Source organism: uncultured Rossellomorea sp. (assembly GCF_947488365.1).
Taxonomy (GTDB): domain Bacteria; phylum Bacillota; class Bacilli; order Bacillales; family Bacillaceae_B; genus Rossellomorea.
This window is the reverse complement of sequence record NZ_CANKZT010000003.1, coordinates 573,975-600,916: the sequence shown is the minus strand read 5'-3', so window position 1 is coordinate 600,916 and position 26,942 is coordinate 573,975. Positions and strand designations below refer to the sequence as shown.

Annotated in this window: 21 protein-coding genes; 8 read left to right on the top strand and 13 right to left on the bottom strand. The window is 46.5% G+C overall.

The features are described from left to right. Positions 1-21: 21 nt before the first annotated feature. Positions 22-1,287 carry an MFS transporter gene (locus Q1B03_RS14130; RefSeq protein ID WP_299742344.1) on the bottom strand — a complete coding sequence of 422 codons (1,266 nt, stop codon included), beginning with the start codon at positions 1,285-1,287 and terminating at the stop codon, positions 22-24. Between the two features lie 101 nt (positions 1,288-1,388). On the opposite strand from Q1B03_RS14130, the gene Q1B03_RS14125 reads away from it, so the two are divergent. Further along, entirely contained in the window at positions 1,389-3,041 is a 1,653-nt protein-coding gene (locus Q1B03_RS14125; protein WP_299742341.1) for an ABC transporter substrate-binding protein, read from the top strand. A 250-nt stretch (positions 3,042-3,291) separates the two neighbouring features. Continuing rightward, positions 3,292-4,482, top strand: a complete 1,191-nt coding sequence (locus Q1B03_RS14120; RefSeq protein WP_299742338.1) for an MFS transporter — start codon at positions 3,292-3,294, stop codon at positions 4,480-4,482. Between the two features lie 66 nt (positions 4,483-4,548). On the opposite strand, the gene yiaA is transcribed toward Q1B03_RS14120, so the two are convergent. Then, complete coding sequence (gene yiaA / locus Q1B03_RS14115) at positions 4,549-5,019, bottom strand: inner membrane protein YiaA (protein WP_299742336.1); 471 nt, start codon at positions 5,017-5,019, stop codon at positions 4,549-4,551. Positions 5,020-5,437: 418 nt separating this feature from the next. Here yiaA and Q1B03_RS14110 point away from each other — a divergent pair, with 418 nt between their 5' ends. Continuing rightward, entirely contained in the window at positions 5,438-6,433 is a 996-nt protein-coding gene (locus Q1B03_RS14110; protein ID WP_299742333.1) for a tRNA-dihydrouridine synthase, read from the top strand. Positions 6,434-7,149: 716 nt separating this feature from the next. Here Q1B03_RS14110 and corA read toward each other — a convergent pair. The 9 genes from corA to Q1B03_RS14065 form a co-directional block, all read right to left on the bottom strand. Beyond that, on the bottom strand, positions 7,150-8,106 hold the full coding sequence (corA, locus tag Q1B03_RS14105; protein ID WP_299742330.1) for a magnesium/cobalt transporter CorA: 957 nt from the start codon (positions 8,104-8,106) through the stop codon (positions 7,150-7,152). A 99-nt stretch (positions 8,107-8,205) separates the two neighbouring features. Then, a complete protein-coding gene (locus Q1B03_RS14100; RefSeq protein WP_299742327.1) occupies positions 8,206-10,152 on the bottom strand; it encodes an ATP-binding cassette domain-containing protein in 1,947 nt (648 codons plus the stop codon). A 34-nt stretch (positions 10,153-10,186) separates the two neighbouring features. Continuing rightward, positions 10,187-11,638 carry an MDR family MFS transporter gene (locus Q1B03_RS14095; protein WP_299742324.1) on the bottom strand — a complete coding sequence of 484 codons (1,452 nt, stop codon included), beginning with the start codon at positions 11,636-11,638 and terminating at the stop codon, positions 10,187-10,189. An 8-nt stretch (positions 11,639-11,646) separates the two neighbouring features. Then, complete coding sequence (locus Q1B03_RS14090) at positions 11,647-12,900, bottom strand: glycosyltransferase (RefSeq protein WP_299742321.1); 1,254 nt, start codon at positions 12,898-12,900, stop codon at positions 11,647-11,649. 159 nt (positions 12,901-13,059) lie between these two features. Further along, positions 13,060-13,497, bottom strand: coding sequence for a MarR family winged helix-turn-helix transcriptional regulator (locus tag Q1B03_RS14085; protein WP_299742319.1), 438 nt, complete (start codon positions 13,495-13,497; stop codon positions 13,060-13,062). A gap of 200 nt (positions 13,498-13,697) precedes the next feature. Then, positions 13,698-14,705, bottom strand: coding sequence for a Gfo/Idh/MocA family protein (locus tag Q1B03_RS14080; RefSeq protein WP_299742316.1), 1,008 nt, complete (start codon positions 14,703-14,705; stop codon positions 13,698-13,700). Positions 14,706-15,522: 817 nt separating this feature from the next. Further along, complete coding sequence (locus Q1B03_RS14075; protein ID WP_299742313.1) at positions 15,523-16,146, bottom strand: DUF2306 domain-containing protein; 624 nt, start codon at positions 16,144-16,146, stop codon at positions 15,523-15,525. Further along, positions 16,143-17,270: a cysteine desulfurase family protein gene (locus Q1B03_RS14070; RefSeq protein ID WP_299742310.1), complete on the bottom strand. Its 1,128-nt coding sequence runs from the start codon at positions 17,268-17,270 to the stop codon at positions 16,143-16,145. The genes Q1B03_RS14075 and Q1B03_RS14070 overlap by 4 nt, the downstream gene beginning before the upstream one ends. Next, a complete protein-coding gene (locus Q1B03_RS14065; protein WP_299742307.1) occupies positions 17,267-17,902 on the bottom strand; it encodes a rhodanese-like domain-containing protein in 636 nt (211 codons plus the stop codon). The genes Q1B03_RS14070 and Q1B03_RS14065 overlap by 4 nt, the downstream gene beginning before the upstream one ends. Before the next feature lie 288 nt (positions 17,903-18,190). Here Q1B03_RS14065 and Q1B03_RS14060 point away from each other — a divergent pair, with 288 nt between their 5' ends. Next, positions 18,191-18,829, top strand: a complete 639-nt coding sequence (locus Q1B03_RS14060) for a TetR/AcrR family transcriptional regulator (RefSeq protein ID WP_299742304.1) — start codon at positions 18,191-18,193, stop codon at positions 18,827-18,829. A gap of 105 nt (positions 18,830-18,934) precedes the next feature. Here Q1B03_RS14060 and arr read toward each other — a convergent pair whose 3' ends face one another. Beyond that, positions 18,935-19,351 carry an NAD(+)--rifampin ADP-ribosyltransferase gene (arr, locus tag Q1B03_RS14055; RefSeq protein WP_299742301.1) on the bottom strand — a complete coding sequence of 139 codons (417 nt, stop codon included), beginning with the start codon at positions 19,349-19,351 and terminating at the stop codon, positions 18,935-18,937. Positions 19,352-19,878: 527 nt separating this feature from the next. Between arr and Q1B03_RS14050 the strand changes: the two genes are divergently transcribed. From Q1B03_RS14050 to Q1B03_RS14035, 4 genes are all read left to right on the top strand, one after another. Beyond that, positions 19,879-20,148: a heterocycloanthracin/sonorensin family bacteriocin gene (locus tag Q1B03_RS14050; RefSeq protein WP_366141296.1), complete on the top strand. Its 270-nt coding sequence runs from the start codon at positions 19,879-19,881 to the stop codon at positions 20,146-20,148. Between the two features lie 134 nt (positions 20,149-20,282). Continuing rightward, a complete protein-coding gene (locus tag Q1B03_RS14045; RefSeq protein WP_299742295.1) occupies positions 20,283-22,190 on the top strand; it encodes a putative thiazole-containing bacteriocin maturation protein in 1,908 nt (635 codons plus the stop codon). Then, complete coding sequence (locus Q1B03_RS14040) at positions 22,190-24,136, top strand: TOMM precursor leader peptide-binding protein (protein WP_299742292.1); 1,947 nt, start codon at positions 22,190-22,192, stop codon at positions 24,134-24,136. Before Q1B03_RS14045 ends, Q1B03_RS14040 begins: the two co-directional genes overlap by 1 nt. Positions 24,137-24,156: 20 nt before the next feature. Beyond that, positions 24,157-25,734, top strand: coding sequence for a SagB family peptide dehydrogenase (locus tag Q1B03_RS14035; RefSeq protein ID WP_299742289.1), 1,578 nt, complete (start codon positions 24,157-24,159; stop codon positions 25,732-25,734). A 644-nt stretch (positions 25,735-26,378) separates the two neighbouring features. On the opposite strand, the gene Q1B03_RS14030 is transcribed toward Q1B03_RS14035, so the two are convergent. Continuing rightward, positions 26,379-26,726 (bottom strand): hypothetical protein, encoded by a 348-nt coding sequence (locus tag Q1B03_RS14030; RefSeq protein WP_299742286.1) that lies wholly within the window; start codon positions 26,724-26,726, stop codon positions 26,379-26,381. Positions 26,727-26,942 lie beyond the last annotated feature (216 nt).

Below are 26,942 nucleotides of genomic sequence, written 5' to 3'. Positions count from 1 at the left end.
TTCCAGGAATCCCCTTCCCTTTTACTTTCCTCCACTCGCACCAACACCACTGTCCAACACTTTCGCCTTTACCCAGCTTCCGCCAAACAATCCCGTATAAACAAGAACGGTACCGAGCATAACGATGAAACCGATATAAACACTCATCATCGTCGGCATCAAGAAGGCACCTATAATGATCGTGGACCGTGCGACAAGATCCGCACCGCTGAAGGACAGGTTAGAAAATGCGGAGTAGGAGCCCCGCTTATCGCTTGGGATCATATTAGCCTGCTCTGCGTTACGGATCGGGGAGTAGATCAGTTCCCCCATTGTCGCAATCAGATTAAATGCAATCAGGACGTACCACGTGTTGGCGGATGTGACCGCCACATAGCCGATTCCGTACAGGATGAGTCCGATCAAGAGGGCGTTCTTCTTATTCAGGCGGTCTGTATAACGGTTGATGATGAACGTGAGGCAGACGACGAGCAACATGTTCTCAATGTTCAAAATACTGAGCATCCTGACTCCGACGATTTCAAAATCCCCGATGTTCACAGCCTTGAAGGTTTCCGCTAAACGGATCCCGATATAGCTGTTCAGGGAGAATTCCGCTGCGAAGATGAAGGTGGACCCTGCCACCACTTTCACGAATGCCGAATCCCTGAAGGCTATCCGGTAATTGTTCACGAGATCGATGAACACATTCTCGTGCTTTTTCTGCAGCTGATCCTTGAAGTTGTCCTGAAGCCAGATCCCATACGCAACGGGAATCGTCATGGACGTAAAGGTCAGCATCATAAATAGCTCTGTCTGATGGTCCAAATACAGTAGTCCCCCTAGGGCCGCACCGATCGCCATGGACAGGTTGACGAGCCAGTAATCCAAGGCGTAGACGGCTTTACGGTTCTCCGGCGTCGTCGAATCGATGATAATCGCATGCATTGCAGGACGGCCCAGGCTGCTCGTGATGATGAACCCGATATAGGCACCTGCAAACAGCAGGATCAAGTTATCCTTCGGAAAAAGACTAACAGTCATGATGAAAAAGAACATGGCGTTCAGCCAAGACGTTGTCAGCAGGACTTTCTTCCGGGGAAAGCGGTCTGATATGTATCCCCCGACCAGATTGATGAAAAACCCGATCACCACGGTGACGATCAGGAAGATCCCTGCCCAAATCTTATTCAGTTCCTGAGCAAAGAACAGCGCCATGAACGGCATGACGGCGGATGAGACGGCACGGTTAAAGAATGACGTGATCATCCGTACTTTTATGTTTTGAGGTAATTCCTTCCACTTCATGTTGTTACCCCTCCTCTATTTACTGTATAGTAAACTAGACGAAAGATTATAAAAATAGACACTTTTCAAATCGATGTCCCCTTTTTAGGAGGAGAAGCAACGTGGAGAATAAATTACTAACCCTTTGGCGGTACTATCCATCAGGCAGCATCCGAGTGGAGGAAATCTCTGAAACCCTGCAATTGAGCCACAAGCAGACGACCCGCTATTTGAAAAAATGGAATGAAGAAGGCTGGATTGCTTTTACACCGGGACGCGGACGGGGAAATGTATCGACACTTCTATGGAAGAAAGATGTGGAGGAAGAGTTCGAAGAGGAAGTCGTAAAGCTCCTGGACGAGGAACCAATTGAGACTAGCAGCAAGTATCTCATGTACAACTGGTCAACCGACAGCAAGATGAGGCTGATGAATAAATTCCACAGTAAGCTCGGATTTGTGAAAGAGTCCAAAGATAAGCTGATCGTGCCGAAGAGATATCCCTTTTTCTCTATCCACCCATTGGAGGCAGCCGATGTCCTCAGCGCCCATCTAGTGGCAAACGTATTCAACCGCCTCGTCTCCCTCACAGAAGAAGGGGACATCCTCCCGGAACTTGCACACAGCTGGGACGCTTCATCTGCGAAACTGCGACTATATGTAAAAAAGGACATCCAATTCCACGACGGTTCCATCCTGACGGCAAAGGATGTTGTCCATTGTCTCGAACAGCTTCGGACATGCCCTCATTATCAAGATCTATGGGAACCAGTCGAAAGGATCGAGGCAAAGGCCCCCCTCATCATCGATATCCATCACCCCGGGGGCTGCAGCTACATCCTCCCCATGCTCAGCATGATGTGTGCGAGCATTTATAAAGAAAACAAGGGACGGACCTTCGGGACTGGATGCTTTTCCATCGAGGAGAATACAGATGCGAAGACAACTCTCGCTGCCTTTAAAGAGCACTTTCAGGAGAGGCCGCTCCTCGATGCTGTAGAATTTGTCCAGGTGCCGAAAGATTTCAAAGGAATCTATCATTCTCACATTGAAGAGAGTCAGTCTTCTTCTGTTGAGGTCGAGAGTGACTCGGGCTTCGGGATTGTCGTCATGAATGCCGTTCCGGGACGAGATTCCCAGATTCAAAGAAAAGCCGTACGGGATTATCTGCACTGGGTGATTGCGAAGAACCGCCACACCCTTCGTGACCTCGATCCCCGCCTGACACCGAACGGCAAGAGCATCCTGATCGGACAGGACCAATCCATGACTATCCCGGAGGCAGAACGTCCCTTGTTTAAAGAGCCGATTGTGATCCGTTGTGCCAATCATACAGCGAAAACCACCGAGTGGCTTGTGGAGGTTTTTGAAAAAGAAGGCATTCCAGTCGACGTTAAGTGGTTTTCCTTTGCCGACACCCTGACGAGGCAGCCCGAGACATTCCATGTGGACCTATTCGTTCACGGAGAAATCTTTGAATCCAACCAGAACTTCTCGTTTTATCACTTTTTGAAAAACGGATATTCGCCTCTTTATCCCCTTTTTGAAAAAGACAGTACGTGGAAGTCCAGTCTGGAGGAATATCGTCAAACATCATTCGAAGACTGGACCGCCTTAAATATGGAGCTGGAGAATAGGCTCATGAGAGAATCCATCATGATTCCACTCTATTACGAGAAACGATACATCCCTTTTTCGACTGACATTATGAACATTGAGATCAAGCATTTTGGATATGTGGACTTTTCGAAGTTGTGGGTGCGGCCGGAGATTTGAGAACAGTGGGGACAGGTTCCGCGGCTACTGGCTGTTGACGTCGCGTATGCCTTGATATAGAAACCGTAAAAGCAAAAAAAGGAATGCTGAGAATGAATAGCATTCCTTTTTTGTTTAGGAAGCACCAGAACCGCCCCCCATGTTTCCTGGGACAAGGGACCTGTCCCCACTGTCCCATTTTATGATATGATAATGAAATTGTTTGCCCATACTACTATTGATGTCTATCCATCCTAGAAAAGAGGTACTTATGCAAGAGACTGTATTAACCAAACAACAGTGGTTTCTTATCTTCACGCTTAGTTTACTAACTTTTGTTCTCGGCACAAGCGAGTTTGTCATCGTGGGGATCTTAACGGAGATTTCCTCGAGCCTTCATATAACCAACGCAAAGGCAGGTACGCTTGTGTCGGCGTTTGCGATTACCTTTGCCATCGCCACCCCGGTCGTCATGTCTGCAACAAGCCATTTTCCTAAGCGGAAATGGATGTTGTTTTTGATAGGGTCGTTTATCATCCTGAATGCATTGTGTGTGATTTCGACGAGCTACGTCATGCTGCTTGTCCTTCGAATGCTGACAGCCATCGTCACAGGCGTTTCGATTTCCCTTGCCATGACGATCGCCAGCGAAGCGATTCCAGTAACGAAACGGGGAGTGGCCATTTCCTTCGTTTTCGGCGGGTTTACTCTGGCAAACGTGATCGGAGTGCCCATCGGTACCGTCATCGCGGAGTGGTACGACTGGCATGCCACGTTCCTGTTAACGACGATTCTTGGTGTGGTTGCCTTTTTGGCCTCTTTCATGAATTTGCCGAGTAAGCTCAGTCAATACCGCAGTTCCATGCGTGATCAGTTTTCGTTGTTGACCCACCCGCGGATCTTGATGGCTTTCTTCATCCCGGCTCTTGGCTTCGGTGCAACCTATGCGGTATTTACGTATCTTGTCCCGATTCTGAACATGATGGGCGCACCGGGCAGCTCCATCAGCTTGATCCTGTTTGCCTACGGTTTCATCTCGATTTTCAGTAACATACTGGCCGGAAAGATTGCCAGCCACAATGCCATCGGACGCCTTCGATTCGTTTTCCTTATCCAGGCCTTTGTCCTGATGGGATTGTACTTTACCACCGGCCATTTCGTCGTCGGATTGATCAACATTGGACTGATGTCCCTGATGGCGATTCTGCTCACCACCTCGACCCAGCTTTACTTGATCGACCTTGCCGGTGTGTATCAGCCGAAAGCGACAGGACTCGCCGCTTCCTTGATGCCCGTTGCAAGCAATGTCGGCATCGCCATGGGTTCGGCACTCGGAGGGCTTGTCTACCATCAAGGCCCATTATTGAATGTGACACTTGTCGGCGGGGTCGTTGCACTTGGTGCGAGTCTATTGACCTTCTTGAGTCATCGATTGGACCGGAAGCACGCGGCATCGGCTTAATTGATGTCATAATAAAAAGAAGTATCAAGAACGTTGGATGGTTCTTGGATACTTCTTTTTTTAGAATTATTCCCTTTCTCTTGCCCACTGCGTATCCCGGATATTTTTCTGAATGGTGATGGCAGCAAACAGACAAAGAACAAAAGACATACCGTAAAATCCTTTTTCGCTTAAAATGATACTCCCCGCATTATAAAGTCCGATCGCCATCAAGGAAATGGCCACAATGACGGCAAACCAGCTGAGCCCATAATAGATGCCGGAAACAGGGATATCCTCTTCTTTGTCCCTTACCGCTTTTTGCAGGGATACTGCTGCATACAGTCCGAAAATCAATACCGCAAAGTAATACCCCTTCTCATTCAGTTCCATCGAAGCATTGAACAGGCCGATCAGATAAGCGGAAGCACCCACTACAAAGGCCGCCCAGCTCGCCCCTTTAAAGGCGGCAGTCGGTTCCCCTTCTTTTCTTTCCACCTTGATCTTTGTTTTCGTTTCATCGCTCTTTATTAATGGGTTTTCATTAAACTCAGACATCAGCAGCTCCCCTTTACTGTCATTCAATATGTGAGTGCCTGCACTGCACTATAAGAATCATTATAGCAATTTTTTACAGATGTTGGTTGTACTTTTTGGGTATTTTTTCATCTTTGAGATATGAATGAAATCCGGTCCCTTGGTGTGCGAAACGTTAGCTTACTGGCTGTACCTCTACTTGTGCGAAGGTTCATCGTTCTATTTTCAACATCACTATCATCCAATCTCCCCCTTCCAGAGGAGAATGAAGGAGGATTTTCCTCAAAATAAGACGACTTGTCCCCCTTGCACTTTTCGTTTATTCCTATTAAAGTATATACTGGTTGGAATCCAGCCTATCTGGGAATGGATAAGACTGAAGCATTCTACTTTTTAATTTTGGGAACATGTTTTCCTTAAGGAAAGGGTTTAAATAGATATGAAAGATAATTTTTGGCATGAGTTGCCTAAACCGTTTTTTGTTTTGGCACCGATGGAAGCCGTGACCGATGTCGTTTTTCGTCATGTTGTGAGTGAAGCGGCGAGACCTGACGTGTTTTTCACAGAGTTTACGAATACAGAAAGCTACTGTCATCCGAAAGGAAAAGACAGCGTACGCGGACGTTTGACGTTCACGGAAGATGAACAGCCGATCGTCGCCCATATTTGGGGGGACAAGCCTGAATACTTCCGCCAAACAAGTATTGGTGTGGCGAAAATGGGCTTTCGCGGAATCGATATCAACATGGGTTGTCCTGTACACAATGTCGCAGCGAACGGAAAAGGATCAGGTCTGATCCGCCGCCCGGAAGTCGCAGCGGAACTCATCCAGGCAGCCAAAGCGGGTGGACTTCCCGTCAGTGTGAAGACCCGTCTCGGATATACTAAGGTGGAGGAATGGCACGACTGGCTGAAGCACCTGTTGGAACAGGATATTGTCAATCTGTCCATCCACCTCCGTACGAAAAAGGAAATGAGTGACGTTGATGCCCACTGGGAGCTGATTCCGGAGATCAAGAAACTCCGTGACGAAATCGCCCCACACACCTTACTGACGATCAACGGAGACATCCCTGACCGCCAGAAAGGACTTGAGCTCGCCGAGAAATACGGCGTGGACGGCATCATGATCGGAAGAGGGATCTTCCATAATCCGTTCGCCTTTGAAAAAGAGAAGAAAGAACATACAAGTGAAGAACTGCTTGACCTTCTAAGGCTGCAGCTGGATCTTCATGATAAGTATAACGATGAACTCGAGCCTCGTCCGTTCAAACCGCTCCGCCGCTTCTTCAAGATTTACGTCCGCGGCTTCCGTGGAGCGAGCGAGCTGAGAAATCGTCTGATGGAAACCGTCACCACCGACGAAGTTCGCGCTCTTCTTGATGAGTATGCAGATGGAGTGAAAGATGAGGAAGGCTTTTCTGTGACTAAGTAAGGGCCCTTGTTTAAAAGGGGTGCCAGCCCCCAGCACATTCACTGTGCCGGGGCTGGCACCCTTTTTTTGTTTTAAAAGTGAACTACCTAATAATCAAAAACAGTTGATCTACCTCACGATTCCTATCAAGCAAGGTATCATCTAACAAAAAGCTCCCTTCTCAGCCTTTCTCAAACCTTACCTCTCCATATTCAATACTCTTTGAATAAATGCTGCCTTTGCTTCCGAATGGGCTTCCCGGTCATCAGGTCGGTCCGCCAGATGCTTCTTGAGCTCTGCATATTCTCCCTTCAAAAAGGGTTTTTCGTTCAAACGTTACTGGAATGACCGCTGCTGTTCCCATCTCGGTTCCCCCTCCAGCGTTTTTATCTGATTTTCAACAAAAAAGAACGTTACATTGTCCATTTTTATCTGGAGCAGGTTCTTTGGTGAGCATGAGGCCCCGGTACTGGAGTGAAATCCACCATGGAAACGCCACCGAATGTGGAATTGATCCAACTCAGACCCTTTTCAATCCTGATCTACGTTTATTGCTCCTAGTTTTTCGATTATCAATCCTGTTTAGACTTTTATTGATCCTCTTATTAAATAATTGATCCTCCGTGTCGAATTTTCTTTACCTCAGCATACCTTATGAGGCCAGGAAGGCGGGGTCAGCGGAACCACATGGACAGTCCCCCGGTTCCAGACCCCCGGCAGATTCGCCACTTCATGGGTCATCTAAACCATCCCCTCTTCCAAAACCACCCGATCATCAAGATGCATACCAAGCCCATGACTCCGAGTACAATGGCGTAGCCGTAGGTCCACCTCAGTTCCGGCATGTGAACAAAGTTCATCCCATAAATTCCTGCGATAAACGTCAAAGGAGCGAAAATGGACGTAATGATCGTAAGGATTTTCATGACATTGTTGGTTTGCAAGGAGTTCAATGATAGATAGCTATCTCGGATATCCACCGTGATTTCCCTGTTCGACATGACCATTTCAGATAGTTTTAGAAGATGGTCGTAAATATCCGAAAAATACTTCCTTTTCTCTTTAATCCCTTGTAAGTGTTGGGAATTGAGCATTCTATAAAGGAGATCGCGCATTGGATGGATGATATGGCGTAGTGTCAGCAATTGGGAGCGTGTATCAAAAAGCTCGGTCATTAGAACATTCATCGATTGGTTTTGCCGATTATCTTCAATTCTGTCCAAGCGGTCTTCTATTTCATAAATAACGGGAAAGTAGTTGTCCACGATTTTATCTACCACTTGATAAAACACATAATTTGGGTCCCAGTTTTCAATCCCAGCTTGTACTTCCCGTATCCGTCTCTGTACTTGATTGATCTCTATTGATTGATACCGGTGGAAGCTTACTATGAACTGTTTTCCGACAAAGAATTGAACCTCTTCCTTTGACAGTCCTTCCCGTCCTTTCTTCACCGCATGGGTTACGTAGAAGGTATGATCCTCGTAATAGTCCAATTTAGGTCTTTGAATCGATTGGAGACAGTCCTCGATCGCTAAAGGATGAAAGTGGAACGTATCAGACAAATGACTGATTTCTTCAACCGTAGGGGTATCGAAATCGATCCAGATCCATTTATATGATTGGAGTCCCCCTCCAATCAAAATATCCGTCTCCAGCTTATTTTCATGTGTAATTCCATAAGCGTGAATCACGTTACCTCCTCCATTTCACAGAAAGAGCCCAGCATGATCGCCTGGGCCCTATATAACATATTCATTAGCGTTGGTTTTGCTCGAATGACCAAAGCCTGATTATTCGTAGCGCAGCGATTCCATCGGATCCAGCTTTGATGCTTTGGCAGCTGGCAACAAGGCAGCAAGGATGCTGATGATCACACTGATCAGGATTCCCGTCAGAACATTCCCTGCACTGATTTGGATCAACTGGGCATCGAACGCCTGTTGCATCACATTATTTCCCAATATCCCGATAATGCTTGCCATCAGGACCCCGATCACGCCGCTAGCAAAACCGAGTAAAGCGGCTTCTGAAAAGAAGATCCGTTTGATGTCTTTTCTTCTTGCCCCCACGGCACGCAGGATCCCGATTTCCTTTGTCCGTTCCACTACGCTGATGTACAGCACGACAATGATCATGATAGCGGACACTAGCAGGGAAATACCGGCTATCCCGGCTAATACATTGGTGGCGATTTTCAAGTAATTTGTCACCTGGTTCAGGATGTTCCCTACCCCGGTACCGGTGAAGCCTGCGTCCTCCAGATCTGCCTGTACCCTATCGACATACTTATCCTCTTCCACCGTCACATCCAGCTGGGTGGCCATTAATGTGATGTCTTCACTTTGAAACATCTCATCTAATGTCTGATACGATGTGTAGGCAAGATCCTGATTCATGCTGCCTTTGATGACTCCTGACACAGTCATTTCTTTCTTTAGGATGACCGGCCTGTTTTGATCATCTGTTGTATTGATGTAAAGTTCCACTTGTTCTCCGGCAAGTTCTTCAGGAGAGTCTTTCACTTTTTTTGCGGCCGTTTCAGAAAGCAGTACTTCATCAACCCCGGGGAGTTCGCCTGCAATGAGATCCTCTTCATTCACACTATCATTCATCGTTTGGTATTGTACGATATTCACTGATGTATCCTTGTACAAAATGGAGCTTCCCATCGTTAACGTATAGACATTCTCGACTTTCTTGACATGGTCGATGTTCTTTACTCGCCGTACATCCTCCTGTTCAAGGGGCACCGTTTCCTGCACTGGATTCGGTAGTGGTCCTGAGCCTGCACTTTCATCACCTTCGGGCGCTTTCGTCACTTGAATGAGGTTCGGATTCAGATTGGCATTGATTTCTTTATTGATATAGTCGGTCACCCCTGACCCCAACCCCAACATCAGGATGACGCTCAAGATTCCGATCGCACCACCGAATGATACGAGCAGATTTCGTTTGAGGTTCAATCGGATATTGTTGAAAGCCATTTTCATCGCTGCCCCAAATCTCAAGTTCTTTGTTTTGACCTTCGGCGCGTTCTCCTTCTGGCCATAAGGTTCTCTCAACGATTCATCTTTGATGATGTTCCCATCATCCATGGTGATGATCCTGGTCCCATAGTCCGCCACCTTTTGAGAATGAGTAACCGTAATGACAAGCTTTCCTTGTGCCGCGATATCATCCAGCAGCTGCATGATCTGCTCGCTGTTTTTCTTATCAAGAGCCCCTGTCGGTTCATCTGCAAGGATAATGTCTGGGTCATTGGAAAGCGCGCGTGCGATGGCCACCCTTTGTTTCTGCCCTCCTGACAGTTGATTCGGTTTTTTATCTATATGATTCCCCAAGCCAAGGTCGGTCAAAGTCTTCTTGGCTTTCTGTTCTCTTTCAGACGCACTCATATCCGTCATCTGCATAGTCAGGACAACGTTTTCCAATACGGATAAATGACTGATCAGATTAAAGCTCTGGAAGATAAATCCTACTTTAAGCTTCCGATACGCATCGAGCTCATTTTCCTTCATCTCTTGAAGGCTTGTTCCGTCCACCATCACATCTCCTTCGAAATCCCTGTCCATCCCGCCGATGATGTTCATCAGGGTGGACTTCCCGCTCCCGGACTCCCCTAGGATGGATACGAACTCCCCCTGATTGAATTCTACATCCACACCATGCAATACTTGAACACTTTCACTCTTACCAAGCTTATAAGATTTCTTAATGTTGCTGACTTTGATACTCATGTGTTGTTCCTCCTATAATGAATGTTCTTTTGTTTTATCCATTGCTTACTTCATGGCCTTCCGTTTGTTCTGATGCTCCCTTTTTTAAGAAGAGGGACAGAACCAGCGCCCCAATGGCAAGGAATGAAGCAAATAGAAATGCCTGGTTATACCCATGTACCATGGCCATCTCACCGATCATCTGTGATCCGCCTCCGGAAGGACCTTCAGGTGTGTAACCTTTTGAGGACATTGTCATAATCGTGATCAATATGGCGGTCCCGATCGAACCCGAAATCTGCTGGAATGTATTGGCCATTGCGGATCCATGGGCACTCCACTCAACGGGGATCTGATTCAGCCCATTCGTCATCACTGGCATCATCGCAAGAGACAATCCGAACATCCGGAGACAATAAATGGCTGACAGGTAGACAATCGACGTCTCCATGGACAAATTCGTCATCAAGAAAGACGTCACGACGACGATCAGGAGTCCAGGAACAGCCAATTTTCTTGCCCCCCATTTATCGAAGAGAAATCCGGTAACCGGGGACATGACCCCCATCACAATCGCCCCCGGCAATAGCATCAAGCCGGACTGGAGCGGACTGAATCCTCTTACATTCTGCATATACAGTGGCAGCAATGTTTCTGCGCCGATCATCGAAATGATGACGACCATCGTGATCACTAGAGATAACGTAAAAGTCTTATAACCAAAGACTCTAAATTGAAGTAATGGTTGTTTGAGTCTTAGCTGCCTCCATATGAAGATTCCAAGCGTCATGAAGCCCATTGTGATGAAGAGGAGGACGATTTGGCTGGACCAGCCTTTTTCCCCCGCCACACTGAATCCATAAAGCAACCCCCCAAATCCCAGAGAGGAGAGGAAAATCGACAGGAAATCGATTCTGGGACGAGTCAGCTTTGTCACATTTTTCACATACACAACCGCCAGCACCATGATCACTGCCACAATGGGCAGGACAACGAAGAATAGCGCTCTCCAAGAGAAATATTCGAGTAGGAACCCGGACAAGGTTGGTCCGATCGCTGGTCCAAAGGAAATGACGATACCAGCCCAGCCCATCATCCGACCTCTATTCCCCTTTGGTATGATGGTCAGGATGATCGTCATGATCAGTGGAAGCATGATACCGGAGCCCGCTGCCTGTACCACCCTTCCCAACAATAGCAATGAAAAGCTGTGGGAGAGGGCTGCAAGCATAGTCCCCAGACCGAACAACCCGATCGCTGACAGGAAAAGCGCCCTTGTCGAGAACCGTTCAATCAAATAAGCCGAAATGGGAATCATGACGCCGTTGGTCAGTAAGAAAGCCGTCGTCAGCCACTGTACCTTATTCTCATTCAAACCGAAGTCATTCATAATGGATGGCAACGCCGTAGACAATAAAGTTTCATTTAGAATGCCCACGAAAGCCCCTAACAGCATGACCGTAAACATTGGGCCAAAACGGAAGTCCTGGTTATTTGCGTCTGTCATATCGATCCCTACCCTTTCAGAAAGTGATGAATGTAATCTGCCGTTTCTCCGGCACCATTTTCTTGTTGCAGCTGTCTTCCCAATTCGAGAGCAGTCTTTTTCATCGGTTCTTGTTGCATGGAAGTAATTGCTTGCGATAGATTTTCCACCGTCAATTCCTTTCTCGGGATGGGGGCGGGTCCCACCCCCAATTCTTCTGTCCGTTTTCCCCAGGCGAACTGATCATTTCCATGGGGGATGACGACACTTGGGACACCTGCACGGAATGCGGCTGCTGTGGTACCCGCCCCTCCGTGATGGATGACCCCGGCCATCTTAGGGAAAAGCCATGTATGAGGAATACTTTCAATGAAGTACATATCTTCATATCCTTCTTTGTTCCCAACCTGATTCCAACCCGTCCCGATAATCCCCCTTTTACCGGATTTACGGAGTGCCTCTATGACCAGTTTCGTTGTTGTATCGGCACGCTCATCATAAATGCTTCCGAACCCCACATAAACGGGCGCATCCCCTTGATCCATAAAGTCGACAAGATCGCGGGGTGGAGTCCACTCGCTCAGATCCTCATCCAGAAACCAGTAACCCAACGACTTCATCCCAGCTTTGGGTTGTGGAAATACGTAGGGACTCATCGACATGACAGAGGTATGATCCGTTGTCGACTCTCTACCAAATGGGTTGGTAAAATGGGGCGGGCGTCCACCGAAACGTTCCTTCCAAAATGCAGCGATCGAAGGCTTGATCGTAAGCCAGAATCCCTTCTCGAACAATTTATGTGTCAGGAGATTGACCGTCTTGCCCCATCTCAGCTGATAAAAGATGAGGGCGGGGTATTCTTTTGTAGGCGCCATGGGAAAAGGGGATGCAAGAATAGTCGGCACACCCCAATGTCCACCGGCGAACTGACCGATGGCTGCTCCCGGATGATAGATGATGGCATCTGCTCCCTCACACGCCTCGAACAGGTCCCTCTGCATTCCCATCTGCTTATCTTTTATATAAGGCTTCATCTTTTGAAAGCTAGAAAAAAATTTAATCGGGTTGTCGGACTCAATCGAGCTCTTGGCCATCTCCCTTGAAATTTTGGCAATATCCCCCTTGATTGGATGGAAGTGCAAACCATGCTGCTCCACCAATTCCCCATAATTTTCAAACGCGGCAAGTTTCACTTCATGACCAAGATTCTTTAGTTCTTTCCCAAGTGCAATGTATGGTTGGGTATCTCCTCTTGTACCTGTGGTTAATAGTGAAATTTTCATTCGTTAACACCTCATATTCAAATTAATTTAGTTAGGCTAACTTACCTTTTATAAAATTCATGCGTCAGCCTATCTCTAGCTAATGTTCGTGGAACTTTCTTTTAGTTAGACTAACTTATCTTTTAGTAGAACATGGGACTTCCCCACTGTTCCAGAACGTTATTGTGCGTTTTTCTCATAGAACCCCTTGATCAATTTCTCCAACGTCCGTTTGAACTGTTCAGCCTCATCCGGGGTAAGCAGCCGTTCGATGAATGCGACATAATCCTCCAAAGCCTTTTGATGCAGACGCATGAATGTCTGGCTGGATTCAGTAAGTGTCACGTGATAAATCCTTTTATCTTCGGTTGATTGGCTTTTTTTCGCATAGCCGAGTGAAACCAATTTATTAATTCCTGTCGTGGCCGATGCTTTCGTGATGTTGAGCGCTTCGGCTATCTCACTAATAGTAGGATACCGAAGTGTGCCGATCGCTTGTATATACTGAATCTGATTGACACTTAAATTGGAGACACCTGCTGTTTCAATCGTCTCTTGGACCAACTTCTTAAAAGAAGTGTCAAGTGTAACGATAAATTCACGAAGAATTTCTTCCATAAATGCAACAACCTACCTTTAAGTTAGTTTGACAAACTAACTATATATCATTTATTACCTATTGTCAAATGAAATAAATAAAATACTGTTTTTAAACGGAGCCTGCCCCGAGTACGTTATAACGTTACCGTGCCCGAGGTCATGCTCCCAAGACCATGGTGAATCCATTGCATTCAAAAGCGTTCCGTTTCTAAAATCAGCTAGATTTTTAACACACTCAGGTGCCTTTCTTTCCCGACGATCGCATCCATCACCCAATTCGTTCGTGCACCGGAATCTCCAGTACTTGGACACCAATCGCCACCCTCGGTCAGCTCTTTCACAATCGTTTCAACAAGCGGCTGATGAACATGTAGGGGTCGTTCAAAACTCCATTGCTCTTTTCCTTCGATTGTTGTCAGCCTGACGGGATCATCTCCAAAAGTAGAAAAGCGGATCTTCCCTTTACTTCCGACAATCTCATTCATGTCCACATCTTCAAAAGCCGTGAAACACCACTTTCCGATCCCTTGAACGCCGGATGTAAATTGATATGTACCCGTCACAATATCTTCTGCCTCATAATAGCCCCCTTGATTCGAGGCAAACCCTTTTGCCTCTTGTATGGGTCCAAGCAGAAAATCTAGAATATCGAGAGTATGGCTGGCCAGATCGAAGAATAATCCGCCTCCAGCAACAGCAGGCTGGACACGCCAAGGAAGATGTTCGGAATCCTTCACGTCGTCCCGCGCTTTTTGATACTGAGTCGAGGAGACAAAACGAACGTCTCCGATCGCCTCTTGATCCAGCAATTCTTTGATTTTCAAAAAGCGCTCCTGTGCCCGGCGGTAATATGCCACATATAAGGGAGCACCCACCTCTTTACAAGCAGCCACCATTTCCGTGCATTCTTCGAAGTTACGAGCCATCGGTTTCTCAACATAAACAGGTTTCCCCGCTGCGGCTGCCTTAAGGGTATATTCCTTGTGAGAGCCTGGCGGCGTAGCGATATAGACGGCATCCACCTCTGGATCATTTATGAGTGCATCGGCGTCATCGTACCACTTGGGTACCCGATGTCTTTCCGCGTAATCTTTGGCCAACTCGCCTGTCCTCCGCATGACCGCAACAAGCTCTGAATTTTTCACCTTCTGAAAGGCAGGGCCGCTTTTCTTCTCTGTCACATCGCCGCAGCCGATGATTCCCCATCGGACTTTTTTATCATGCATGGGTGGATCCCTCCTTTTAAATTGTTGTTCTCACTCAGCTCATTATAGACCACACTTGAATTCACCATTTTCGGGCTACCCTAATGGTGATGAAAACAGCCTAGGATCATTTCTATAATTCATACGGGGTTCATTTGCCCTCTCCCCTTATTTTACACATCACGAGGTACTCTACCGGAAGATACCATATATTCAATTGTAAAAAAAGAATCTGGTAAGATAGTAGAATGAAAGTACTGGATGTATCCGGAAGCTTACTTAAATTGAAGCCAATCTATCTTCTTTTATCTGCTTTTCGACGGAGAAAGACCTTAGATTGTCAATTTTTATCTGGAGCCGGCTCCTTTATGGGCATGAGGTGACGGATATAAAGTCAAATCCTCCATACGAAGTTCTTCCAGCTTTGGAATTGAACCAGATTCCGCCACATTCAATCCTGATTTCCGATTATTAATCCTGTACGGAATTTATTGATCCTGCTTTCGATTTATCAATCCCCTTTTTAACGAATTGATCCGCCATGTCGAATGTTCTTTATTTTGGAGAAGCCACGGGTCGGTACCGCCCCTCCTTAGAAAAACAGAAAACTGAATATCTATTGTTTGCTTTAATACTTATAGAATAAATTGCTGCAAGTCCCGATCTATCAATAAAGGGTGCTCTTCTGTCTATGGAACACTCATTTAATATGGGGAGGTATCTTTTTCTTGGAATAAATTTAATCATTCGATATTTCTCATACTGCTTAGGATTTCCAACTCCCGGATAGTTCGCCGATACTGATTTTGTCAGGATCCTTCCGGCTACGACAACCGCATTATCCCCTATTGTCATCTCTTCTCTTGATGATTCCCTCTGCGATGATAAGATTCAAGAACCATCCAATCCAAACGGAGATTTGATAAGACACGATGTAGTCCAGACCCGCGCCACTATTCAATGCCAGTGTCAGGATGTAGATCGATGTGTTGGCTAGAGTGACAGCATAGCTCCTCGTCATCCATCTTTTGTGATCGGCCACTTTTCCCTGCCTGATCTTCTTATAGGCCAGGTAAGTGGTTCCCGTCCAAACCACATTCAGACACAGGAAGCCCAGGAAACTGATCCATCCACCTGTGGCATAAAAAGAGACATATAGAGCAGGTATGGCATTTAGGAAAATAGAAAGGACATAGAATCGCCCGGCGTACTTGTGCAAAGTAGCCGTCCCTTTCCTGGATCTCTTCAAAAGAGCGATGGGTCCCGCACAAAGCGCTACAAGTGATAGGATGATGTGCGTTCTAAGGAAGAACGTCCAAAGATGATTCTCCAACAGCTCAAAGGAACCTTTATGCTCGAGAAATCGTGAGAAATCAGGATCCACGATGAAATTCTTTGAGAATGTATGTCCGAACCATGCCAACACGATGATCAACAGGAAAAGGAAAGACACCCTTCTCATACGAATATGTCCTTTTGACAAATTCGAATAAAGCACATCAGGAGTTGGTCAACTTCTTCAAGCGTATTGTGGATGGAGAAACTGACCCTGATAGCGCCTGCCGCATTCTCCTCCTGGATACCCGCAGCGGAAAGCACCCGGGACGGCTTCCCGCTTTTGGATGAACAGGCAGAACCGTTTGAAACATAGATCTCCTCCTGTCCTAACTGCTCCATGACGTCCCTCGAATTGGTCCCCTTTGTAGAGAAATGAACAATATGGGGAGCTCCATTCTCAGGGGAATGGATCGTGACGCCCGGAATCATTCTGAGCCCTTGGATTAGGTGATTTCTTAATGAGGTCAGATGATTGACACTTTCTTCAAAACGAAGTACCTGTTTCTCCATGGCTAACGACAGGGCTACACTTCCAGCCAGGTTCTCCGTTCCTGATCGCAATGCACGTTCCTGTCCTCCCCCTGCTTGAACGGGAAACAGGTTGGTTCCATCCTTTACATACAATAGACCCGTTCCTTTTGGGGCGTGAAGTTTATGCCCGGATAGGGACAGCAGGTCAATCCGACTCATATCCAGTGAAATCTTCCCGAACCCTTGGACAAAATCTACGTGAAAGAGGATGTCGGGGTACTTTGCTAACAAGGTAGCGACCTCCTCTATAGGCTGTATGCTCCCCACCTCATTATTGACCCCCATAATGGAAATCAAGATGGTCTCAGGACAGATTTCTCGTTTGAGATCCTCTAGATGGATCATTCCATGAGAATCGACCGGCAGATAGGAGACGGTGAACCCTTCCTGTTCAAGCTGTCTACAAGTTTCATAGACAGAAGCGTGTTCAATGGAGGTGGTAATGATGTGATGGCCCTTTTGTCGGTTGGCATAAGCCGCACCCTTCACGGCCAAAGTGTTGCTCTCTGTCCCTCCTGAAGTAAAGATCACTTCACCCGATTCTCCCCCCAGAGCTTCTACCGCCCGTGCTCTCGCCTTTTCAAGCATCAGAGAAGCAGCCTGTCCCAGCCGGTGAGAAGAGGAAGGATTTCCTGGATAAGCCGTGGAAACATGTACAAACTCTTTCAGGATGTTATCATCTACAAACGTTGTCGCACTGTTATCAAAGTAAATCATGACCGGGTCTCCCTTCTCCCTTGTCTCTTCCATTTACTAACCGTTTTCAAGGTTCCTGTGACGATTGGGAGGATGAATCCCGCTCCCTTCCATGCGATCATCCCGCCTTCGAGATGAGAAGCAGAAAAGCCGTTGTCTCTTAAAAACTCACAAATATAAGGGCTTCTATATCCTGCAGAGCAATAGACCACATACTTTTTCCCCTTCTCTAATTCATTCAACTTTGAAGGAAGCTCCTTAATCGGAATATGAATCGCTCCTGGTAACATACCTGATTCCACTTCGAAAGATTCCCTGACATCCAACAATTGTATGGCATCGTTGGCTTTCAATTGTTCCTTCAGATCTTTAGGTTTTACAGCGACCACTCCGCCTCTTTTCCCCTTATGTTCCTTTAATGTAAAAGGAATTTCTTCTACCCTATACGTTTCGAATAATGGAAACATGTCCATCGTTTGTTTGGCCGCTGCCTCTGCTTCCTCTTTCGTCGATTTGATCCCAAGGGCATACCACTCTTTAGAGCGCTTCATCTTAAGTGAAATGGAGAAGCAGGACTGCCTGCAGTTCCTGCAAAGACCATCTTTCAACTCCACATGTGATTCCGTGCATATGGTACAAACGTTATTTCCCATCGTTCTCTCCTTTTAAACAATAATTTAAAACAGTTGTTTTAATTCACTTTTATAGTAAAAATGTTTCTCGCTTTTGTCAATTCATTCAGTTTCCTTACTAACGATGACAAAACCTTATATATCAAGGTTTTTTGCCTTTCTGGCTTTTACAAGGAACGATTTGTCATAAATCGTTCACCTGGACGTCAACGAATGTTCACGTGTACACTCTCACTCATCCGGGTTGATTTCACACGAATGAAATGACTATAATAATGTTTAAAACAACTGTTTAAGGAGGAAAGCGGAGTGTCCAAGCGCAAGGATAAAAAAGAGCGGATCTTAAAAGCCGCTGAACAAGCCTTTGCCCATGAAGGTTCCAATTTTTCATTGCGGACCGTCACGGAAATGGCTGAAGTGAATGTGGCTGCCGTCAACTATTACTTCGGATCTAAATCTCAGCTGATCGAGGAGTTGGTTGAAGGAATTTCTGGGGAGTTAAATAAGGAACAGCTCAGAAGACTGTCTGAATTGGATCAATGTCAGGTTTCAGATATCGTGGAGGCCTTTACTACCCCTTTTTTTCTTCTTTATTCAAACAAAGCGGATCGAAAAGTCAAAACAGCTATATTGGGAAGGCTGCTGATCGATACCCAAGCAGAAACCCGCGAGACATTCTATCAGAATACAAGAGAGATCGACGCAGCATACCTGGAGGCTCTAAAGAAACGCCTCCCGGAATTATCTGAAGAAGAACTATATTGGAGGTACCGCAATATGATAGGCCTCATCATCCATAATCTAGGGAAATTCATTGACCTTCCGGATGGTAATAGCTCTTCTCTTTCTGACCGGGAATTGATTTCAAGGATTGTTGGGTTCTGCAGTGCGGGCCTTTCATCTTCTTCTGGGAATGATTTCAAAAGCATGGAAAATAATCGACATTAGAACTTCTCCTGCAGACTAAGAATGGACATTCAGAACAACGGGGACAGGCACCAAGGCCCTTATACAATAAGATAGCCAAGGAACCTGTCCCCGCGATTTTTTAAATTAATCGTATATGATAGCTTTTCCTTGTTCACGTAACGTTTTTAAGCTTGTCAGCATATGAGTGATTTCTTCATCGGAATGTCTTTCCCATGAACCTAATTCTGCTATTATTTTTAATGGCGATTTAGATCTGTAAGAACGGGTTGGATTTCCTTTGAATCTTTTGTTCGTTAAGTTCGGGTCGTCTTCAAATTCGCCTAATGGTTCTACCATGTAAATTCTTTCTTTTGAATCAGATGTTGCTAATTCAGCACCCCATTTAGCTGCATCTAATGTTGCGGTGAAATAGATATAGTTTGATTTTTTGTCTTGGTAATTTGATAAGTGTTGTGGTTCAAGAAGCTCTCCGATGTTCAATTCCGCTTTCGTACCATGAAAGAAAGGACCATTGTCTAAGACATCTTTTTTGCCATTCATACTGAATCACCTCTTAGAATTTTAGGCTTGCTTTTAACAGTATAGGGCAGGAGCTCTAGAAAGTGCAGTCTATAAATCGATCATTTTTAGTAGTATAATCTAAGTAGAGGGAATTGTATGAAACCACCTGTTACTATATCCCCCCTCTACAGAAGAAGCACACAGTCAAAAGACTCGTCAAATTCGACGGGTCTTTTTTTCACTCTATTTGGAGCGATTAGTCAGAAGCTTATCGGAAAAAGTAACAAAAACGAATACAAAAAAAATCAAATTTTCCACCTATATACGATCTTTTCTCCACCAGTAGTTGTTTTTCGATCGTTGGAGTTAACTATTTTCTAATGAAGCACTGTCTATTCCAACCTCCCTCTTTAAATAGGCTTATGTATCAGTAACAATACCCAGCAAGGTGACATAGATTGTTGAAGAGTGTTCACATAGTGCATTTACCTAAATGACAGAAATTCCTTTAAAAAAGTTTTTGTTTCTTAGTTTCGAGAGCCCTTGGGTAATTTGTTTGGGAGGTAATGAAGAGAATGAATAACTTTCACAATGAACTTCAAAGTCTGAATGTAGGTGATTTCCAGGCAACACAACCTGTTTCCTGGGATCAAAACATGTATGATCCGAATGACGAAAGACTTTTCCTTGGATTTGGAGGCTGTTTCGGCTTTGGTTTCTCATGCTTCTTTAGCTGCTTTGGTTGTGGTGGATGTTTCCGTTGCGGAGGCTGCGGCAGATGCGGTGGCTGTGGCAGATGTGGCGGTTGCGGAAGATGTGGACGCTGCGGCCGATAATCGGCATTTAGAATATCGTTTTCAACTTGATCCCTGCATGAGTCAGTGCAGGGGTCTTTTTTATACATAAGGGACAAATTGAGACTCATACGATGATAATGATAGTCACATTAGCGGATGTAAGGAGGAGCGCTATGGCAAAGTTGGACCCTTCTATGCGTTTAAAAGTGAAGAGGGATACGTTTTACCTCCCTGAACCAAACAGCGGTGTTTTCTTTAGGAATAACCAATGCTCTTTCCGCATGGAAGGAAGTGGAATAGATCAATGGGTGGAGAAGCTGCTGCCGATGTTCAATGGGGAGTACTCCCTTGAGTATTTGACGAACGGTCTGCCTGGACCTTATCAAAACAGGGTCATGGAAATGGCAGAGGTTTTGCATAAAAATGGATTTGTTCGGGACGTGAGCAGGGATCAGCCACACCGGCTGCCCCAACATGCAGTGGAGAAATTCGCATCACAGATCGAATTTGTCGACAGTTTGGCAGGTTCGGGAGCTTCAAGGTTTGAAACCTACCGCGGGGCCAATGTCCTGGCAGTCGGATCTGGTCCTTTACTGACTTCACTCGTTTCATCACTGATTGAATCCGGGATGGCTAAGCTGCAGGTTCTCCTGACCGATGAGGTTCCAACGAATAGAGGCCGGCTGCTGGAGCTTGTGGACCATGCGCGTAAAACCGATCCGGAGGTAGAGCTCCTGGAAGTGAGATTCAATGAAGACGGATGGCGGGAGACCCTGAAGCCTTTCGATTCCATTTTATACGTAAGTCATAAAGAAAACCTTGAGGAGTTGGACCTCCTCCATGCCATCTGCCGAACAGATAAGAAGCTGTTTATTCCGGCGATTTGTCACAGGCAGAAAGGAATCGCTGGCCCCATCATCCATCCTGATTCCGAGGCTGGCTGGGAATCGGCATGGAGGCGCATCCACACGACTGCCTTGCTAAAAGAAAATCAGTTCCCTGCTGAATCGGCGGTCCCTGGAGCGATGCTTGCGAACATGATTGTCTTTGAGTTATACAAGGAGCTGACAGGTGTTTCAAAATCCAATCAGAGAAATCGAATCTTTCTGCTGGATTCAGAAACCCTTGAAGGAAGCTGGCATTCCTTTTTACCCCATCCCCTGGAAACAGGGAACGTAGCAGCTGAAGCCGTTCAGAGTCTGGAAACACGGTTGGAACAGGACTCTGATAGATCTGACCCTGAAAAGATGCTGTATTTCTTCAGTCTGCTGACGTCAAAAGAGACGGGGGTTTTTCATGTATGGGAGGAAGGAGAAACAAAGCAGCTTCCATTGGCTCAATGCCGTGTCCAGCCGATCGATGTACTATCCAAAGGTCCCGCAGAACTGCTCGATGAAGTGATCTGCAATGGTTTGACCCATGAAGAAGCACGCCGGGAAGCCGGATTAAGAGGAATAGAGATGTACACTTCACGATTGACCAGGATGATCGTCCCTCATGAGACGGGTGAATATATGGCCACCGGAGCAGGAGCGACATTTGCAGAATGTGTCGGTCGCGGTCTTCGGAAGTGTTTGACTGAGGGGCTGAGGAAAAGAGAATCTGTTCAAAGCTGCACGATTTCCCGTCTTGAATTGGATGGGGTGGAAGATGAAAAATGCCGTTTTTACTTAAAGGCACTGACCACCATGCAAGGAAAGCCGGAAATCGGATTAGGGGAGGATTTGGCTGGATTTCCTGTCGTCTATGTTCGTGGAAAGAATGGCTGGTATGGAAATACCGATTTCACGATCACCATGGCACTGAGGAACTCTTTGCAGCATGCACTCTTTCAAGCTCAGAATGATACGGAGGCCATCGACGCAAAACCTGTTGTCTTTGCACTAGAGGAACAGAATGCCCAAAGAATATCCATTCAAGCGAATGAAGACAGAATCCAACGTGAGAACCTGAAAGAAGCAATCAATACCTTGAAAAGGAATCAGAAGAAGTTAGTCGTGTATGAGCTGAATATTGAACCCGCTTTTAAACAGGAGCTCGCAGGCGTGTTCAGTGTGCTGCTGCGAGAGGAGGAAACCTGATGAGTTCTTTCGTGGTGATTGTGGGAAGTGGGATGCTTGCGGACCTTGTATGTGCGCAAATGTCAGCCCGCTATCCCGTTTTCCGGCAAAAAAACGTCGAAAAAAAGTTTCCGGCACATACAGATTTGGTGCTGACATTGGATGATACCTGGAATCCGGCTGTCCATCACATGGCCGAAGAAGTGATGAGGCAGGCTCAAGTACCATGGCTGAGAGGATTCGTTTCGTTTGGAGAGGGAATCATCGGCCCACTGGTTCGTCCGAACATACCAGGATGCTCACAATGTGCCGATGTGAGGCGTCTCCTTGGAGGAAAGGAACGGAATGAAATGCGGGAGGTACAGGAAAAACTCGCTGAAGTCGGTGGAATCGCGAAAGACCCGTGGGCTTCGAATACCGGTTTACTGCATATGACTCACATGATTGCAGCAGAAGCCGGCAGGCTCCTTGAGGGTGAAAAGGCATATTCCGAAGGACGGATATGTGTAACCGACTTGAAAACATTGAACAGCTCCTGGCACTCCTTCGTTCCCGACTCGTTATGCCGGATCTGCAGCCAGATTCCGGACGACTCACCGGAAATAGCCCGTGTTTCCCTTCAGCCCAGCCCGAAGATTCATACCGGCAGTTTTCGCTGTACTCCCCTGGACGATTTGAAGAACGTTCTGGTTAAAGACTATCTGGATAATCGTACCGGACTTTTCAACAGCAAGATGTACGACCTGGTGACGCCATTTGCCGATGCGAGTGTCAATATGCCGATGTTCTCCGGGGATGAAGGAACGGCTGGACGGACTCAAGTCTACTCAGATAGCGAGCTGACTGCCATTCTTGAAGGATTGGAGCGCCACTGCGGCCTAGAGCCCCGGGGCAAACGGACAGTCGTCCATGACAGCTACCGACAATTGGCGGAACATGCACTGAATCCCCTGAAGGTCGGCGTGCACACCGACGAGCAGTACGCTATGCCAGGCTTCCCATTTGAGAAGTTCGACCCTGACCGGGCAATGGACTGGGTTTGGGGTTACTCCCTCATCGAAGAACGGCCGATTCTCGTCCCTGAGCTCCTCTCCTATTACAGTCTGGGTTGCGGCTCATCCGGTTTTGTCTATGAAACGTCCAATGGCTGTGCCCTTGGGGGAAGCCGGGAGGAAGCGATTTTTTACGGAATCATGGAGGTAGTCGAAAGGGATTCGTTCCTTATGACCTGGTATGCCGAACTCAATCTGCACCGTCTCGATCCTCTTACGGCAGAGGACGAGGAGCTTCAGTTAATGATCGAACGGATGCGGGCAGTTGCAGGGTATGATCTATATTTGTATGACTCTACCATGGAGCACGGAATTCCAAGCGTCTTTGCGATGGCCAAGAACAGGAAGGATCAAGGATTGAATCTGATCCTCGCGGCAGGTGCCCATCTGGATCCGGTAAGAGCGGCAAAAAGCGCGATTCAGGAGCTCGCCGGGATGATGCTGAATCTGGATGAAAAATTGGAGAAGAACAAGTCGAATTATGAAAAAATGCTTGACGATGATTCTCTTGTCAGGCAGATGGATGATCACGGCATGCTGTATGGACTTCCCCAGGCCGAGGAACGTTTCACATTTTTGCAGGATGACAGCCGGCCTTTGCGGAGTTTCCAGGAGGTATTCAACTGGAGGTCTGATCACAAAGATCTTACGGATGACCTGAAGGAGATTCTAAAAACTTTCCGGAACCGGAACCTTGATGTCATTGTCGTGGATCAAACCGCACCCGAACTGGAACAGAACGGACTATACTGCGTGAAAGTCTTGATTCCCGGCATGCTTCCCATGACATTCGGTCATCACCTCACCCGTCTGACAGGATTGGAAAGAGTCCTTCGAATCCCTGCAGAACTGGGATATGCCGACCGGCCGTTGACCTATGAGCAGCTGAATCAAAAACCGCATCCGTTTCCTTAAGGTACTAGGAGGTAAGGAGGATGAGTCTGGAAGAATTTTTACACAATCTGCAATTTGATATCAATCGGGCCAATCAGCCAAACTGGGAAGCGGACTGGGACGATGCCCCTCTCCCCTATAAGCTATACCGGGGGTTGCGGGTCGTGCCATTGTCTCTTGAAGTACCGGTGTCACTCACCGGGAGCCAGGCACCGTCAGAACCCGACTTAGAAAGAATCGGTCATTTTCTCTGGTATGTCTATGGCATCACCGGGGTAAGCCAGTCGGTGGATTCTGATGACTCCGAGCATCAGGAGTCTTACCCCATCCACTCTTATCGGCGGTTCGCTCCATCAGGAGGGGCCCTGTATCCGAATGAACTATATATCTATTTAAAATTGGATGATTTACCCCACGGAATCTATCATTATGATGTTGCCCACCATCGCCTCGTCCTGCTCCGGGAAGGGAATGTCGATTCATACGTAGAAAGGGCACTCGGCAATCGCTGCGAAATTTCATCCTGCTTTGCCACAGCCTTTGTCTCCACAAGGTTCTGGAAAAACTTCTTTAAATACAATAACTTTGCCTATCGGCTGCAGGGATTGGATGCCGGTGTTCTGATGGGGCAGCTGCTGGAGACAGCCAAACGGTTTGGCTTCGAGTCAGGGGTATATGTTCAATTTCTGGATTCACCCATCAACTCTCTGCTTGGACTGACCGAGGAAGAGGAAAGTGTTTATACCGTCATCCCGCTTTCGGTTGCACCAACGAACTGGGCTGGAAACAGCAAGGGAATGGAACGGACATTCACCGCTGAAGAAGTATGCAGGGAGCTTCCCCCACTTTCTGTAGAACACTACGAAAGGTCTGAAAGGATTAGAGAGTTTCCTATGTTACTAGAAGCGAATGAAGCTTCTAAAATCGGTTCGACAGCCGATTTTCAGAAACTCGGAAAACACCCGGCTGTTAGAACCGGAGAAAACGAAATCCATCTGCCAGAGATGGAGCCCTTCACCTATGATTTTGTTGAAATATGCAAAAACCGCCATTCCCCCGAAATGGATTTTGTCATGAGTAAGGTCAGTCAGCAGAAGCTCGCGACGTTATTAAAAAAAGCGACTCAGTCCTACTCCTTTCGAAGTGACATCGACGAAGTTCCTTACGGCAATGAATCCGGTGTTTCGATTTTTGGCTGTTTATATAATGTGGAAGGCGTACCAAATGGGGCATACGCATATGACAGCGTCCGTCATTCATTGCGGCAGATCAGCACAGGGGATCATCGTCTTCAGCTTCAATCAGGTCTGTCTCTAGATAATGTCAATTTGCATCAGGTGCCCCTATGCCTTCATATCATCGGGAACAAAGATCACTATCAAGACACCTTGGGATACAGAGGCTACAGGATCATGCAAATGGAAGCCGGAATGCTAGTACAGCGCCTGCTATTGGCTTCATCGGCCGCCGGGTTTGGCGGACACCCGCTGCTTGGGTTTGATACGACGTTGACAGATGAAATCTACAAACTCGATTCAAAAGGTCAAACCACCTTGATTCAAATACCGATCGGACCTTTTCGGGAGCGGGCTTGGGTGAAAGGGAGTTTGTTAAGTTAGGAGCCTTGGGATCGCCCCATGGCTCTTTTTTAAAACCGGGATAAACTGGAGGGTGAATGGAAGAGATCCATTCCTTATTTAACTGTTCCCCCTTGCATGTTTATACTCTCTGCATTGCTTCGTTGATATATTTACTTGAGATTTACCATCTTTACAATTTATACGATGTTTTTTCAGGGAAGTGAGGAGACGAAAAAATGAGGCTGGGACAAAAGTGTTTTAGTCTAAGTGAAACCCGAACAAATCTACCTTCTAAGAAGCAGATTTGTTCGGGTTTATTATTTATTTCGATACATTTGATTTTAGCTGTTTCCAGCGGTTGATTGGAGGGCAAGACGAAGACTCCTGCGGGAAAAGTAGCTTATGTGAGACTTGTCCAGCTATAGGGCTTAGAGGCAAATGTCATAAGTCTGATCGTCCATGAAGGCAAAGAACGCCTTCAAGGCCGCTCCGCCTTATGCCAACCGCCTCTGAGCGAAGCCCTTCCGCTTTTCTACCCGCAGGCTTGCCGAGGAGGCTCACCGGCTACCCGCGGAAAGCGTAGTCTTGCACGGAAATCATTAGCGGTATTAAGAACCTACACTTCTATTGTTCGTCTTTACATCGTGGCATTTTAGTTTTGTCCCAGGCTCTTTTCCCTACTCTTAACTCAATTTAACTTGCGAATCTAATTCATCAGAATCCCTATAGGAACGATAGGAAACGAATCTCTTCCCGTGTAATGAACCATCCAGTTGTAAAATACGGTCAGCCTTTGTTTCTAAGTAGAAGTGATAATGGTTGATGTTCAACCTGGAAAAGGTAATGGTGATACCCAAAAGATGCTTCCTGGTTTCTTGTGTGTCGTGATGGTGCTGTACGAAATCCGCCAGCTCCTGTACGGAAGCTGTGGGAATATCTGCGATAGAATAATACGTCCCCTTCATAGTATCTTTGAACTTACTCATAGCGGCGAATGCCCTGTCTTTTAACTTCTTGCCTTCTAACTCCATACGCTCACTCCTCTTTGGTCACTAGTAAGAAGAATCCCCAATATGGCATAAAATTAACCAAAGTGCAGGGTGAGTTTTCTGTGTCAACTTCCTTTCTATAACCTTTCATCAGTCAACTATGAGGGAAACTGAAAAGATTCTGGAGGTCCGTCCCTCCGGAAAATTGGAAGGGTCGTTTTCTATTGCATGAGTCATATACTTTTTAAAAAGGGGGAC